The following is a 14386-nucleotide window of genomic DNA, read 5'->3' on the forward strand; positions in this document are numbered from 1 at the left end:
GTAGGTTTAGTTATCGCAAAAAAAAGGAACAGAAGTTCCATATAGTGGAAATAACGGTATGACCACGTTAGAAAACGCCACCGCCGTACTGAAGTTGTTTAATCGTAGTGGTCTTACTCAAGGACAGCCCGGGCTGACGTTTACCGACATCGCTCAGGCACTTGGGCTGCCAAAAAGTACCGTATCCCGCCTGCTCTCGACGATGGAAAGCGAAGGTTTACTGGAGCGCGATCCTGATACACGCTGCTTTCACGTTGGGCGGATGCTGCTGACGCTGGCCAGTCATTATCTCTCCACGCCGCTGGTGGACAGTGCTTCGTCCCTGATGGCGAGGCTGGCTGTGGAATCAAGCTGTACGGGCTATATCTCCGTGCTGGAAGGCCGCGAGATTATGGTGATGCGGATGTTTCAGGGGCGGATGTTCATTCAGGTGGTCACCCCACCGGGCAGCAGGCTGCCGGCGGCAGAAACCTCCGTGGGCCGGGCAATCCTCTCCCGCTACAGCGACGACTACGTCAGAAAACTCTACGCCGGGGGCTGGCAGGTTAATTCCCTCAACTCTCCTCAGTCTCTGGATCACTTACTGGCTGAACTGGCCTGTATCCGTCAGCAGGGCTGGGCGATGGCGCGTAATGAAACGTTGCAGGGCATCAGCGCGGTGTCTACCACTATCGCTAATAAACATCGGGGGGAAACCATCGCGCTTTGCCTCTCCTTCCCCTCGCAGCATCACGCCTCACCGTATGATCCCCCTGCGCTCGATGCCTTACAAAGTGTCACGCGCCAGCTGGCCGGAAAATACGGTGATAGCGAAGGCCCGGGGGGGCGCATTGCCTCCTTCGTGCAGTAATTATTTCATCGCCTGAGCGGCGATGAAATACGCCTCACCAGGGCACTTGCAGTAACCGTTACAATGATGATTATCTTAAACGCCCGTTCAGAGGCAGAGAAATCATCCCCCAGAAGGATCCCCTGAGTCTGTCAGGGGGTCTCTCTTTATACTGAGAAATAAGGCAGGGTGCGGGTCGCGTCCGGCGTTGCTGCTATTATTGAATAAAAGAACTGTTCAGGCTGTTGTCTCATCGACCCCGGGAGGATGACGAGACTGCTGCCTGCGATGAAGCAGGGTGATCGCCTGCAGCATGTGGAATAAGCACTATGAAACCATCTCTGGTCATTCTCTCCGGCGGGCAGTCTCCGCGCACTGACATTATGCCACTGCTGCTGGAACATCTTCCTGAAGAGCAAATTACCTGTGTTGGCCTGCTCGACGGCCTGACGCATCAGCAAATTAAGCAACAGTATGCCCCTGACGCTGGTGAAAAAACGCTGACGCTGCGGATTGATAATGACCGGGACGTCATGCTGTCAGCGGAAAAGATCGAGGGCGGGCTGCAGCGGCGAATTCTAGAGCTGGAAGAGGGCGGGTATGACACCATCCTGCTGCTGCAGCCCGACACCAGTCAGCGATTATTTTCCAGTACGGCCGTTCTGCTGGAGCCGCACCGCATTGTCCCGCCGCTGGTTGCCGCCATTGTCGACGGGCATCAGGCCGGGATTGTGGTGTCGAAAGCGGGGCAAATCACCGCGCAGGCCAGTAAATGGAAAAATCTGGCGCGCCCCCCCTGTTTTGCCGTGGCCAGTCCCTATCGTGCAGATGATGACCAGCTGATCGACGCGGCGCTGTCATTACAGGAGCAGGGGGCCGACGTTGTGGTGCTTGACTGCCTCGGCTATCACCAGCGCCACCGCGATTTTCTGCAGGCGCTGCTGGGGATACCGGTGGTGCTGTCGAATGTGCTGGTGGCAAAACTGGCTGCAGAACTGCTGGTGTAAATCACGATTGCAGTGCGTGGTACGCAATAGTGCGTGACAGCCCGTTAATTATGGCTCTACACTGCGAACTTACCTTTGTCTCTGATTTTAAGGAATTTATATGCTCAACGTTAGTGAGTATTTCGACGGTAAAGTGAAGTCGATTGGTTATGAGAGTGCCAGCACCGGGCGCGCCAGCGTGGGCGTGATGGCCGAAGGTGAATACACCTTTGGCACGGCTCAGGCAGAAGAGATGACCGTGGTCAGTGGGTCACTGAAGGTATTACTACCGGGAGAGGTAGAGTGGAAACACTATCAGCCGGGCCAGGTGTTTAATGTACCGGGCCACAGTGAATTCCATTTACAGGTGGCCGAGCCGTCTGCCTATCTGTGCCGTTATCTGAAAGACTGATTTTGTCAGGGCTGACCGGATGAAAAGGTCAGCCCTGCATCGTCCGCAGACGTGAGCGGAGCGATCGGCAAATTAGCGCTGTGCTTCCCCGCCCAGCGCTTCCACGGTATTACTGATCAAGGCCGCCAGCTCACCCGTCATCAGAATAAAGTCCGCATCAAAACGCCCTGTGACATCTTCGCGATCGATATCGTCATTCTGCTCACGTAAAATATCGGCGAACTTAAGCCGCTTGATGGAGCCATCATCCGACAGGATCATCTGGATACGTTCCTGCCAGTCGAGGGCCAGTTTGGTCACCAGCTTGCCGGCTTCAATATGGTTAGCGATCTCATCGCACACCAGGTCCTGTTTCTTACAGCGGATCACGCCGCCATCTTCCAGAATCGCTTTCAGCTCGGCTTCGTCCATCAGGGCAAATCCGGCAGGCAGCTCACCCGAACGCACCCATTCGGTCATGGTCAGCTCAATCGGGCTTTCCAGCGTCAGTGGGACCACAGGCAGTGAACCGAGGCTCTTACGCAGCAGGGCCAGCGTATCCTCTGCTTTTTTCGCACTGGCGCAGTCGACCATGATCAGGTTATTCACGGTGTCGATCCACACATAGGTCTGGCTGAAACGGCTGAAGGCGCGCGGCAGCAGGCTGTGTAGCACTTCCTCTTTCAGGGAGTCTTTTTCCGTTTTCTTCAGCTTGCGAGACTGTTCTGCTTCCAGCTTGATGATTTTCGCTTCCAGCGCCTGCTTGATCACCGGTGATGGCAGCATTTTCTCTTCTTTACGCGCACAAATCAGGATCTGACCGTTTGTGACGTGCGTCAGATCGTCGCTGCGCGGACCTATCGGTGAAACCCAGCCGGTTTTGGCCATATCCTGGCTACCGCAGGGGCTGAAAGAGAAGGCATCGAGCTGTTTTTCCATCTCGTCTGCCACCAGCGGAATGTCGCGATTGAGACGATAAACCATCAAATTTTTAAACCACAGCATGCTGCATTCCCTCTCAGGGCGCGCAATAGGGCGCGCGAGTTCAAAGTCAGCGCGCATGATAGCGAATCGGCGGCGGCGTTTCATTGCCTTTCCGCACCGCACCTTCTAAGGTAATGATCTCCACGTTAAATAATGAGGAATAACAAGTGCGTATCGGTATCGATTTAGGTGGCACGAAAACAGAAGTGATTGCCTTATCTGACCAGGGGGAAGAGCTGTTCCGCTATCGCGTGCCCACGCCGCGTGACGACTATAAGAAAACCCTGGAAAATATCATCGGGCTGGTGCAGCGCGCAGAGCAGGAGACCGGTCAGCAGGGCAGCATCGGTATCGGCATTCCCGGCACGCTGTCGCCCTTTACCCAGCGGGTCAAAAATGCCAACTCCACCTGGCTTAACGGCCAGCCGCTGGATAAGGACTTGCAGCAGCGGCTGGGCCGCGAAGTGCGTATCGCCAATGATGCCAACTGCCTGGCGGTATCGGAAGCGGTTGATGGCGCGGCGGCAGGCCGTCAGACGGTGTTTGCGGTGATCATCGGCACCGGCTGTGGCGCGGGCGTGGCGCTTAACGGCCAGGCGCACAGCGGCGGCAATGGCAATGCCGGAGAATGGGGGCATAACCCCCTGCCGTGGATGGATGAAGACGAACTGCGTTACCGTGCGGAAGTGCCCTGCTACTGCGGCAAGCAGGGCTGTATCGAAACCTTTATCTCCGGCACCGGCTTTGCCACCGACTATCAGCGCTTGAGCGGTATCGATCTGAAGGGGGTGGAGATTATGCAGCGGGTTGCGCAGCAGGATCCGGTGGCTGAGCTGGCGATGAGCCGCTATGAGCTGCGGCTGGCAAAGTCGCTGGCTAACGTAGTGAACATTCTTGACCCGGACATGATTGTGCTGGGCGGAGGGATGAGCAACGTTGACCGTCTGTACCAGACGCTGCCGCTGCTGATGAAAAACTGGGTGTTTGGCGGGGAGTGCGAAACGCCCATCCGTCAGGCGATCCACGGTGATTCCAGCGGGGTACGCGGTGCGGCCTGGCTCTGGCCGTTGTGATCGAAACCGGGGTTGAGGATGACGCCGATCGGCCCCGGTAATGCACGGACAACCGCGCCTTATTCGCCCTGCAACATCGCATCGTGTGGCGCGTTATCACGCTGGCTTTTGGTCAGCAGGAACCACAGATAACCCGCCAGCATCAGTGCAGCAAACACCGCACCGATCAGGGCGTTGAACCCTACCATGACCACCTGGCACTCTACCGCCAGGGTGATTATGGCCGCCGTCAGCGTCATGCCCTGCAGATTAATCCAGCCGTCGCTGAACATGGCGGCAATACCGATGACGCCGCCCGCGATGATGGCGTCAGGATGCGCTGGCAGGGTAGACAGGATATAGGTTATCACTGTTAACCGGCGTCGGGTTATTTGAATTAAGTTAAGATAATACTTAGTTGTCTTATAATTGACGGTCGTGACAAATTAAAATAATTGAATCTTTACGTTTATTTTTGTAATTACCCTGTGCTAATATTTTGTGCCAAAGGCATCCCGCCTTTATTTTATAATAATCCACTCTGGCTATAATCTGGATGCTGCTCAGGTTCAGGGTTATTATTTTAATACGAATTCTTTCAGGGAAATGAAATGAAATCCACAAGCCTTGTTGCTTTGTCTTTATTAAGCGCATCGGTCCTCTCCGGCTGTGCCACTGAATCCTCCCGTTCTATTGAAGCGCCTCAGGTCGCTGCGGCTTCTCAGCCACAATATCAGGGAGCGAAAAGCCCGATTGCCGTCGGTAAGTTCGATAACCGTTCTTCTTATATGAACGGGGTTTTCTCTGATGGTGTTGACCGCCTGGGCAATCAGTCAAAAACTATCCTTATTACGCATCTGCAACAGACCGGCCGTTTTAACGTGCTGGATCGTGCCAACCTTGACGAACTGAAAGCGGAAGCGCAGTACAAAGGCAGCCAGCAGACCATCAAAGGCGCTACCTATGTGATCACCGGTGACATTACCGAGTTTGGTCGTAAAGAAGTTGGAGACCAGCAGCTCTGGGGCATTCTTGGCCGCGGCAAGTCTCAGGTTGCCTATGCCAAGGTGAATCTGAATGTGGTTGATGTCGCCACTTCTGAAGTGGTTTATTCCGTGCAGGGTGCAGGTGAATACAGCCTGTCAAATCGCGAAGTGATTGGCTTTGGCGGCACTGCCAGCTATGACTCCACGCTGAATGGTAAGGTGATGGATTTAGCGGTACGTGAAGCCGTGAATCATCTGGTACAGGGAATCGAATCAGGCGCATGGCGTCCGGTAAAATAATCGACAGGGATGAAATAATGAACGTGATTAAAATTGCCAGCGTGACCCTGGTCGCGCTGCTGATGGTCGCCTGCGCCGAAAAAAAAGAAACAGTGTATTACTGGGGTGATTATCAGTCCACGATTTACAGTTATTACAAAAATGATAAATCGCCTGAACAGCAGATTGAATCACTGAATGCCATTGTTGAGCAGGCGAAGGCGAAAAATAAACCGGTACCGCCGGGTCTCCATGCCCAGACAGGTTTGCTCTATGTTGAAACCGGCCATCCGGACCAGGCCTTCCAGCAATTTAATATGGAAAAGACCCTGTTCCCAGAATCAGCGGCCTATATGGATTTCCTGATGCGCAATAAGGTGAAAAAATAATGAAACTATGGACCCTTATTGCCGTAGCCGCAACGCTGGTGCTGAGTGGCTGTGCGAAACAAACGCCTTACGATTACAGCGCGTTCCGCGCCAGTAAGCCACGTTCTATTGTGGTGTTGCCGGCGAAAAACAGCAGCCCGGATATCACAGCGGCCCGCAGCCTGGTGTCTGTGGTCACGGCACCGCTGGCCGAGTCCGGTTACTATGTCTTCCCGGTCGCCGTGGTCGATAAAACCTTTGAGCAGAACGGGCTGACCAGCGGCGCGGAGGCTCAGGCGGTCAGCACGGCGAAACTGTATGAGATCTTCCACGCGGATGCGGCGCTGTATATTGATATCGACAGCTATGGCAGCCAGTACCGCGTAGTGGACAGTGTCACTGAGGTCAGCGCCACCGCGCGGCTGGTGGATCTGCGCAGTGGTAAGCAAATATGGTCCGGTAAGGGCTATGCTTCTGACGCGCAGGACAACAGCAATAACGGCCTGCTGGGGATGCTGATCACCGCGGCGGTGAAACAGATGTCCAGCAATATGTCTGACAAAAGCCATGATATTGCCATCATCGCCGGAGCAACCATGCTCACCGCCGATGGCCGCAACGGCAGCATCCTGCCGGGGCCGCGTGCAAAAGTGAAAACGGCGTTATAACGTCAATGCCGCTGGGGCGTTCGTCTTAGAACGCCCCTACGCCACAGGCGTTTCCAGCCTGCTGTAGCCCAGTCCGTTAATCTTCTTCACCCTGATCTGCACCGGAATGCGCTCTTTCATCGCCTCCACGTGGCTGATCACCCCAATCGTTTTCCCGCTGGCGTTCAGTGCATCCAGCGCGTCAAGCGCACTGTCGAGCGTCTCCGCATCCAGCGTGCCAAACCCTTCGTCCAGGAACAGCGACTCAATGCGGGTCTTATGGCTGACCAGATCCGACAACGCCAGCGCCAGCGCGAGGCTGACAAGAAAACTTTCACCGCCTGACAGCGTGCGGGTATCGCGCTGTGCATCCGCCTGCCAGGTGTCGATCACCTGCAGCTCCAGCGCTTCCTGAGACTTACGCTGCAGCAGATAGCGCCCGTGCAGACGGTTCAGCTGATTGTTCGCCAGCCACACCAGATGATCCAGCGTCAGCCCCTGCGCAAAGCGGCGGAACTTATCCCCCTCTCTGGAACCAATCAGTTGATTCAGGTAGCTCCAGTCCTCCAGATGCTGCTCGTTAGCCGCAATCTCCGCCAGCAGCGCCTGCTGACGAGTCCGCCTTTCGCTGTCATCGCGTAGTTGCTGACGCAGCTGGCCCTGCTGGCTGGCCAGCTCCCGCAGCTGCTGGTTCAGCCCGTGGAGTTCAGATTCCAGCAGCGCACGCCGGGCAGGGAGGTCGTCCACCGTACCTGTTTTGGTTAAGGCATCATCTAATTTCGACTGCAGAGTAATCAACTGCTCATTTAGTGATTTATGCTGTCCGGTCAGAGTATTTATCCGGTCCTGCTGCTCCTGCCACTGCACCTGAACCTGGCGCACGGCCCGATCGTGCTGCGCGGCGGCCGCCCGCAGCTGCTGCTGAACGTCAGCCACCAGACGATCGCCAAACAGCGCCTGACGCTGCTGCTGCAGTTGGTTCAACATCGACTGCTGCTGCTGCAGGCGCTCATCCCCTGCGGTCAGTCGCGTCTGTTGCTGCTGCAGTTCATCATCCAGCGCCTGCTGGCGGCTGGTGAGAGTGGCCATTTCGGGCACCAGCGCGGCCAGCGCCTCGCTGTTACGTTGCCATGCCTGCCACTGCTGTTCGCAGCGCTGCAGCCAGCCCTGATAGTCGCCGTCCTGCGGCAGTGACAGACCCAGCGGACTCAATGCTTCTGCCAGGCTGCTGAGGAGCTGTTGTGTACGCGCTTCATCCTGTTCAAGCTGCTGCTGCTGTGCGTTCAGGGCCTGCACGGCGGCGGCTTTCTCCTGCTGCTGCAGTTGGATCTGCTGTTGCAGGTTTTGCCATGCCTGCTGCTGCTGATAAAGCCCCTCTTTCTGCAGCTGACAGTGGCGCAGTGCCTGCTCCAGCGCTTCCAGCTGCTGCTGCAGGGTGCTTTCCTGCTGTTCCTGCTCTGCCAGCCACTCACTGGCCTGCGCATGCTGTTGCGGGGTCAGCGTCAGCGAGAGTGCACCCGCGGCATTCTGCCACTGCTGCTCCAGCTGCTGCAGCTGACGGCCCAGATCGGCCAGTTCCTCCTGCAGACGGGCCTCCTGCGTCTGCGCCTGTTTCACCTGGGCGGCGAGGGTGCTTCCCTCATCTTTCAGTTGTTCAACCTCGCGCCTGAGGGTGGCCAGCCGCTGCTGGTTTTCTGACAGCTGTAATGCCTGATATGCCTGCACCGCCGGATGAGTCTCTGAACCACACAGCGGGCAGGGCTGACCGGCCTCCAGCTGCGCCCGGTGCTGCTCCAGATCGGCAATGCGCCGTTCCAGCTCACAGCGTTTATCCAGATCCTGCTGATGCTGATACTTCTCTTTCCATGACGCGCGAAGCGTAAGTAATTGCTCACTGTTTTTCTGGATCTGCTGCGTCAGCGCCTGGTGTTCCTGCTGTAACCGGGCCAGGCGACCGTTCAGCTGATGGCCCTGCGGAAGCAGCGTTGCCAGCAGCAGGCGCTGCGGCCGCTGCCGGGCAAACTGCGCCAGCGCCGCACGCAGGGACTCTTCCGGGTGCTGCTGTTGCAGCGGTACCAGCCGCTGCCGGGCCTGAGCAAGTGCCTGTTCTGCGTCGGTAAGCTGCTGCTGTAAAGGCGTCTGCTGCTGCTGAAGCTGCGCGCAGGCCTGTTCATACTGCACCATCGCCTGCTGGCGGGTCGCCACCTGCTGGCGCAAAGATGTGAGTGACTGCTCACTCTCTTGCTGCTGACGGAAACGTTCCCGCCACAGCGGCAGAGACTCTCCGTAACGTTCATACTGCGCATGGGCGCTGCGCCAGTCGTTAAGCTGCCGCTGCTGCAACTGTTTTTCCGTCTGCAGCTGAAGGTTCTGCACGCTTTCCTGCTGGCGTGAGGCGAACGCCTGCTGGTGCTCATTCTGCTCACGGACCTGCTGCTGAACCTGCTCCCGCAGAGCGCTCAGCTGCAGATCGAGCGGCAGTATGTGTTCTGCTATCAGGGTGTCCTGCTGCAGGTGCAGCGTCTGATGCTGCTCCTGCGCCAGCAAAGCCTGCTGCTGCTGCTGCGCTGCCGCCGTCAGTGCGGTCTGCGCCTGTTGTCGCTGTTCATCCAGCTGCTGTACGCGTGCGGTCAGCAGCTGCCGGTCCCGCTGCAGCTGCTCAAGCTGTTGCAATGCGTGCACTTTTTGCTGCCGGGTCTGCTGCTGCGAAGTGAGTGCCTGCTCCTCCGCAATGCTTTGTGCCAGCTGCGTATTCAGGCTGACCTGCTGCGCTTCGCTCAATAACTCCATGCCGCCTGACTGCGCTCTCAGGGTATCCAGTAACACCTTCGCCTGTTTGTGTCGTTCAAACACCGCCGAAGAGAGTCTTCCGTAAATTTCGGTACCGGTTAGCTCCTCCAGCAGTTCAGCGCGTTTATTGGCATCGGCATTAAGAAATGCGGCAAACTGGCCCTGCGACAGCATCATGGATTTCGTAAAGCGTTCAAAGTCCAGCCCGGTCAGAGCGGCGATCGTCTCCAGCTTGTCTTTGACCTTGTCGGCCACAATCTTATTGTCATCGCAGCGCGCCAGCTCCACGCGCGGGGCCTGCAAATTGCCGTCAGCGGCACCGCGTGCGCGGTTCTGACTCCAGAATGCACGCCACGCCACGCCTTTAACCTCAAACTCCACCTCCGCCAGACACTCGGCAGTGTCACGCGTCATCAGGTCATTTTGTGACTGGGTGATGCTCTTCAGACGTGGGGTTTCGTGATACAGCGCGAGGCAGATGGCATCCAGCAGCGTGGTTTTTCCCGCGCCGGTCGGGCCGGTGATGGCAAACAGCCCGTTGCTGGCAAACGGCTCAGCGGTAAAATCAATCTTCCATTCGCCTTTCAGCGAGTTGAGGTTCTTAAAGCGTAGGGTCAGGATCTTCATCAGGGCTGCTCCTCATGGCGCACTGCTTCCAGCGTTTGGGCAAACAGCGCACGGGCCCGCGCCTGTCGTTCCGGTTCGTCGGTCTCCTGGGCCAGGCGGCGGGAAAACACTTCCTCAACACTCAATTCGCTGAGGGTTTCATTATTTTGCCGGGCGATAACCTGCTCCCGCTGTTCGCGGCTGCGGCGCAACAGCACCACCTCCACCGGCAGCGGTGCGGTCAGCTCATGAATACGGCGCTGTAACTCGCTGAGATAAGAGTCAGTGACGATCTCAATATCCAGCCAGACAGTTCTGCCCTGCGGATCGGGCGTCAGCGCCGCCAGCTGCTGTTCGATCTGCTCCAGCGATCCTTTAATCATCTGCATCGGCTGGAAGGATGGGATCGGCAGCGCCTCAGCGGCAACGAAACGGCCCGCGTCAAAGTCGACCTGAAACACGCTTTTGGCTTTACCCAATTCATCAAAACTGAGCGGAATGGGCGAACCGCTGTAACGAATGTGTTCGCTGTTGGCAATACGCTGGGTGCGGTGAATATGACCGAGGGCAATGTAGTCTGCCGGGGGAAAACAGTCGGCGGGGAAGGCGTCCAGCGTACCGATGTAAATATCGCGCACCGCGTCGCTTTTGGTCACCCCCAGAGTGGTCAGATGGCCGGTAGCGATAATCGGCAGCGTCAGTCCCAGCGCCTCACGCTGCGTCAGTGCCTCCTGCCAGCAGCGTTGATAATGATCGGTAATGGCCTCAAGCAGGCTTTGCTGCTTCTCCCGCCCTGACTGGCCGCCCTGACTGCGCAGAATATCGCGCGGACGTAAAAAGGGGATGGCACAGAGCAGTGCGCCGGGCTGGCCATCGCGGCGGTTCAGCAGCAGGACCTGCTGGCTGACATCGTCACTGGCTGCAGCGATCACCCGGGTATTCAGGCAGGCCAGCAGTTCGCGCGATTCGTTCAGCATCGCCACTGAATCGTGGTTGCCACCCAGCACCACCAGCTGACAGCCGGTTTGCTGCAGCCTGACCACAAAGCGGTTATACAGCTCGCGTGCATAGCTCGGCGGCGAGCCGGTATCAAAAATATCCCCGGCGACGATAATGGCGTCGGCCTGCTGCGCTTCTGCTTTTTCCAGCAGCCAGTCAAGAAAGGCCTGGTGCTCGGCCGCCCGGCTTTTGGTATAGAAAAACTGGCCAAGATGCCAGTCGGCAGTATGAATGATGCGCATGGGGGTCCTTTCATGGCGGAAATGGATGGCGGGAAGTATACCCGTCCTGCCTGCCGAATTATCCACGACAGGCAGATTATTGCTGTGCAGGGGATTTTATTTAATTCCATCAATGCTTTCAGGGGGTGCTTTTTTCATAAAAGTGTCATAAAACTGACGCATAATGGCGCCGCATATCCCCGTGACAACCTGTCACAGCAGCAGGAGCAATAATGGCCAAGCGTATTCTGGTGGTGGAAGATGAAGCCCCAATCCGTGAGATGTTGTGTTTCGTTCTGGAACAAAACGATTATCAACCGATCGAAGCCGAGGACTATGACAGCGCAGTCAACTTGCTGATTGAGCCGTGGCCGGATCTCATCCTGCTGGACTGGATGTTACCGGGCGGTTCAGGCATCCAGTTTATTAAGCACCTGAAGCGTGAAGCCATGACCCGGGATATTCCGGTGATGATGCTGACGGCGCGCGGTGAGGAAGAGGATCGCGTGCGTGGCCTGGAAGTGGGCGCGGATGATTACATCACCAAGCCTTTTTCACCGAAAGAGTTGGTGGCACGCATCAAGGCCGTGATGCGCCGTATCTCTCCGATGGCGGTGGAAGAGGTTATTGAGATGCAGGGGCTGAGTCTTGACCCGTCCTCGCATCGCGTAATGTCCGACACACAGCCGCTGGAAATGGGGCCGACTGAATATAAATTACTGCACTTCTTTATGACCCACCCGGAACGTGTCTACAGCCGTGAGCAGTTGCTAAACCACGTCTGGGGAACTAACGTTTACGTCGAAGATCGTACCGTCGACGTTCATATTCGCCGTTTGCGTAAAGCGCTGGAGCTGACCGGGCACGATCGTATGGTGCAGACGGTTCGCGGAACAGGTTATCGTTTCTCTGCACGCTATTGATTGTTCGCGCTGGAGTCTGAACCGTGTTGGAACGCCTCTCCTGGAAGAGATTATTGCTTGAGCTGTTGCTCGCCAGCCTGCCCGCACTGATCCTCGGGTTGCTGGTGGGCGGGCTGCCCTGGCTGCTGTTAGTCTCAGTGCTGTGCGTGCTGGGTTTTCATTTCAACAACTTACTTCGACTCTCTCACTGGCTGTGGGTTGACCGCAGCATGACGCCACCCAGCGGCCGCGGCAGTTGGGAACCGCTGTTCTACGGTCTGTATCAAATGCAGGCGCGCAACCGTCGCCGTCGCCGTGAGCTCGGCCATCTGATTAAACGTTTTCGCAGTGGCGCGGAATCGCTGCCCGATGCGGTGGTGCTGACCACCGAAGAGGGCACCATTTTCTGGTGCAACGGTCTGGCGCAGCAGATGCTGGGGCTGCGCTGGCCGGAAGATAACGGTCAGAACATCCTGAATTTGCTGCGCTATCCTGAATTTACCCGCTACCTGCGCCAGCGTGATTTTTCCCGCCCGCTGACGCTGGTGCTTAACAGCCATCGTCATCTTGAGTTCCGCGTAATGCCCTACAGCGAAGGGCAGTGGCTGCTGGTGGCGCGTGATGTGACCCAGATGCACCAGCTGGAGGGCGCACGCCGCAACTTTTTTGCCAATGTCAGCCATGAGCTACGCACGCCATTAACCGTCCTGCAGGGCTATCTGGAGATGATGAATGACTCCGTGCTGGAGGGGAGTCTGCGTGATAAGGCGTTGCATACCATGCAGGAGCAAACCAAACGCATGGACAGCCTGGTGAAACAGCTGCTTACCCTGTCCCGTATCGAAGCGGCACCGGCGCTGGATCTGCAGGAAAAAGTGGATGTGCCGATGATGCTCCGCGTGCTACAGCGCGAAGCGGAAACCCTCAGTAATGGCCGCCAAGATATTCATTTTCACACTGACCCGCATCTGCGGGTCTTTGGCAATGATGAGCAGCTTCGTAGTGCGATCTCTAATCTGGTCTACAATGCCGTGAACCACACGCCGGACGGGACGCGCATTGACGTCAGCTGGTTGCGCAGCCCGCAGGGGGCGCAGTTTAAGGTGAAAGATAACGGGCCGGGCATCGCGCCGGAACACCTGCCGCGGCTGACGGAGCGCTTCTACCGGGTGGATAAAGCGCGATCGCGGCAGACCGGCGGCAGCGGACTGGGGCTGGCGATTGTGAAACACGCGCTCAGCCACCACAACACGCGGCTGGATATCACCAGCAAGCCCGGCAGCGAAACCTGTTTCAGCTTTCAACTACCACCAAGGTTGATTGTCAGTGCCGAACTGGCTGAGAATGCGCAGCGTTAAGTCTTACGGAACCCATGCAATGAAAACGTTAATCGCGCTGGCGCTGGTGCTGGTGATGTCACCGGCGACGGCGAAAGAGGGAATGCTGGCAGGTAATCTGACCAGCGTTGGCTCTGACACGCTGGGTAACCTGATGGCGCTGTGGGGGGACAGTTTCAACCGGCAGTACCCCGGGGTGAACGTACAGATCCAGGCGGCGGGGTCATCAACGGCCCCGACCGCGCTGGCAGCCGGGGCCGCCCAGCTTGGGGCGATGAGCCGACCGATGCAGGCCACCGAGCGCCAGCTGTTTGAGGACAGCTACGGCTATCCTCCGCTGGCCGTTCCGGTGGCGATGGATGCGCTGGTGGTGGTGGTCAATCAGGACAACCCACTTACCGGACTGAGTGCACAGCAGCTGGATGCCATTTTTTCCGTTACCCGCCGCTGTGGCGGCCTGTCGGTGCCCCGAACCTGGGGGGATTTACAGCTCACTCAGCCCGGCTGGGCGACACGGGGCCTGCAGCGCTTTGGTCGTAATTCGGCCTCCGGCACCTGGGGGTTTTTCAAACAGCAGGCGCTGTGTAACGGCGATTTTCGCAACGATGTTGGGGAGTATCCCGGATCGGCAGCCGTGGTACAGGCGGTAGCAGGAACGCTGAACGGCATTGGCTATGCCAGCGCCGGGTTTCATATCAGTGGGGTAAAAACCGTGCCAGTGGCGCGCGAGGGCAACGACTGGATTGCGCCCAGCATCGACAATATCCGCAGCGGACGCTATCCCTATGCCCGTCCCCTCTATATTTACGTCAATAAAGCCCCGGATAAACCGCTGGAGCCCCTCACCGCTGCATTCCTGCGTTTAGCGCTCTCGCCGCAGGGGCAGGCGCTGGTCAGCCAGGCGGGTTATCTGCCGCTGTCGGAGCAGCAGAGGCAGCGTGCCCGCGCGATGTTAGCGCCGTGACAGCAAGCGGCCACACCAGGCAAAGTTGAATTTTATTCATGTACG

Annotated in this window: 14 protein-coding genes and 1 pseudogene; 11 read left to right on the forward strand and 4 right to left on the reverse strand. The window is 57.4% G+C overall.

Annotation, left to right across the window (positions count from 1 at the left end; all coding sequences use genetic code 11):
* Positions 1-58: 58 nt before the first annotated feature.
* The 3 genes from IFU29_RS18105 (at position 59) to ppnP (ending at position 2227) form a co-directional block, all read left to right on the forward strand.
* Complete coding sequence (locus tag IFU29_RS18105) at positions 59-850, forward strand: IclR family transcriptional regulator (RefSeq protein ID WP_191935142.1); 792 nt, start codon at positions 59-61, stop codon at positions 848-850.
* Positions 851-1158: 308 nt separating this feature from the next.
* A complete protein-coding gene (locus IFU29_RS18110; RefSeq protein ID WP_191935143.1) occupies positions 1159-1836 on the forward strand; it encodes an AroM family protein in 678 nt (225 codons plus the stop codon).
* A 100-nt stretch (positions 1837-1936) separates the two neighbouring features.
* Positions 1937-2227 carry a pyrimidine/purine nucleoside phosphorylase gene (gene ppnP / locus IFU29_RS18115; RefSeq protein ID WP_191935144.1) on the forward strand — a complete coding sequence of 97 codons (291 nt, stop codon included), beginning with the start codon at positions 1937-1939 and terminating at the stop codon, positions 2225-2227.
* Positions 2228-2299: 72 nt separating this feature from the next.
* Here ppnP and rdgC read toward each other — a convergent pair whose 3' ends face one another.
* The gene (gene rdgC / locus IFU29_RS18120) at positions 2300-3211 is read right to left on the reverse strand and encodes a recombination-associated protein RdgC (protein WP_191935145.1); all 912 of its coding nucleotides are present in this window, start codon (positions 3209-3211) and stop codon (positions 2300-2302) included.
* 146 nt (positions 3212-3357) lie between these two features.
* Here rdgC and mak point away from each other — a divergent pair, with 146 nt between their 5' ends.
* Complete coding sequence (gene mak, locus IFU29_RS18125; RefSeq protein ID WP_191935146.1) at positions 3358-4263, forward strand: fructokinase; 906 nt, start codon at positions 3358-3360, stop codon at positions 4261-4263.
* A gap of 59 nt (positions 4264-4322) precedes the next feature.
* On the opposite strand, the pseudogene IFU29_RS18130 reads toward mak, so the two are convergent.
* A pseudogene (locus IFU29_RS18130) lies at positions 4323-4571 on the reverse strand (ethanolamine permease); the annotation flags it as partial.
* 282 nt (positions 4572-4853) lie between these two features.
* On the opposite strand from IFU29_RS18130, the gene IFU29_RS18135 reads away from it, so the two are divergent.
* The 3 genes from IFU29_RS18135 to IFU29_RS18145 are packed head-to-tail and all read left to right on the forward strand — an operon-like array spanning position 4854 to position 6543.
* Positions 4854-5528, forward strand: coding sequence for a CsgG/HfaB family protein (locus tag IFU29_RS18135; RefSeq protein ID WP_191935147.1), 675 nt, complete (start codon positions 4854-4856; stop codon positions 5526-5528).
* Positions 5529-5545: 17 nt separating this feature from the next.
* Complete coding sequence (locus tag IFU29_RS18140; RefSeq protein WP_191935148.1) at positions 5546-5896, forward strand: DUF4810 domain-containing protein; 351 nt, start codon at positions 5546-5548, stop codon at positions 5894-5896.
* Positions 5896-6543 (forward strand): DUF799 domain-containing protein, encoded by a 648-nt coding sequence (locus IFU29_RS18145; RefSeq protein ID WP_062747837.1) that lies wholly within the window; start codon positions 5896-5898, stop codon positions 6541-6543. The genes IFU29_RS18140 and IFU29_RS18145 overlap by 1 nt, the downstream gene beginning before the upstream one ends.
* A gap of 36 nt (positions 6544-6579) precedes the next feature.
* Here IFU29_RS18145 and IFU29_RS18150 read toward each other — a convergent pair whose 3' ends face one another.
* Entirely contained in the window at positions 6580-9939 is a 3360-nt protein-coding gene (locus IFU29_RS18150; RefSeq protein ID WP_191935149.1) for an SbcC/MukB-like Walker B domain-containing protein, read from the reverse strand.
* The gene (gene sbcD / locus IFU29_RS18155) at positions 9939-11159 is read right to left on the reverse strand and encodes an exonuclease subunit SbcD (protein ID WP_191935150.1); all 1221 of its coding nucleotides are present in this window, start codon (positions 11157-11159) and stop codon (positions 9939-9941) included. Before sbcD ends, IFU29_RS18150 begins: the two co-directional genes overlap by 1 nt.
* Positions 11160-11171: 12 nt before the next feature.
* Between sbcD and IFU29_RS18160 the strand changes: the two genes are divergently transcribed.
* From IFU29_RS18160 to IFU29_RS18175, 4 genes are read left to right on the forward strand one after another with little or no spacing between them, the layout of a single operon-like run.
* A complete protein-coding gene (locus tag IFU29_RS18160) occupies positions 11172-11372 on the forward strand; it encodes a hypothetical protein (RefSeq protein ID WP_191935151.1) in 201 nt (66 codons plus the stop codon).
* Entirely contained in the window at positions 11372-12061 is a 690-nt protein-coding gene (phoB, locus tag IFU29_RS18165; RefSeq protein WP_013200999.1) for a phosphate response regulator transcription factor PhoB, read from the forward strand. The genes IFU29_RS18160 and phoB overlap by 1 nt, the downstream gene beginning before the upstream one ends.
* Positions 12062-12084: 23 nt before the next feature.
* The gene (phoR, locus tag IFU29_RS18170; protein ID WP_191935152.1) at positions 12085-13398 is read left to right on the forward strand and encodes a phosphate regulon sensor histidine kinase PhoR; all 1314 of its coding nucleotides are present in this window, start codon (positions 12085-12087) and stop codon (positions 13396-13398) included.
* 19 nt (positions 13399-13417) lie between these two features.
* Entirely contained in the window at positions 13418-14341 is a 924-nt protein-coding gene (locus IFU29_RS18175; RefSeq protein WP_191935153.1) for a PstS family phosphate ABC transporter substrate-binding protein, read from the forward strand.
* Positions 14342-14386 lie beyond the last annotated feature (45 nt).

The organism is Erwinia persicina, assembly GCF_014838825.1.
In the GTDB taxonomy this organism is placed as follows: Bacteria; Pseudomonadota; Gammaproteobacteria; order Enterobacterales; family Enterobacteriaceae; genus Erwinia; species Erwinia persicina_A.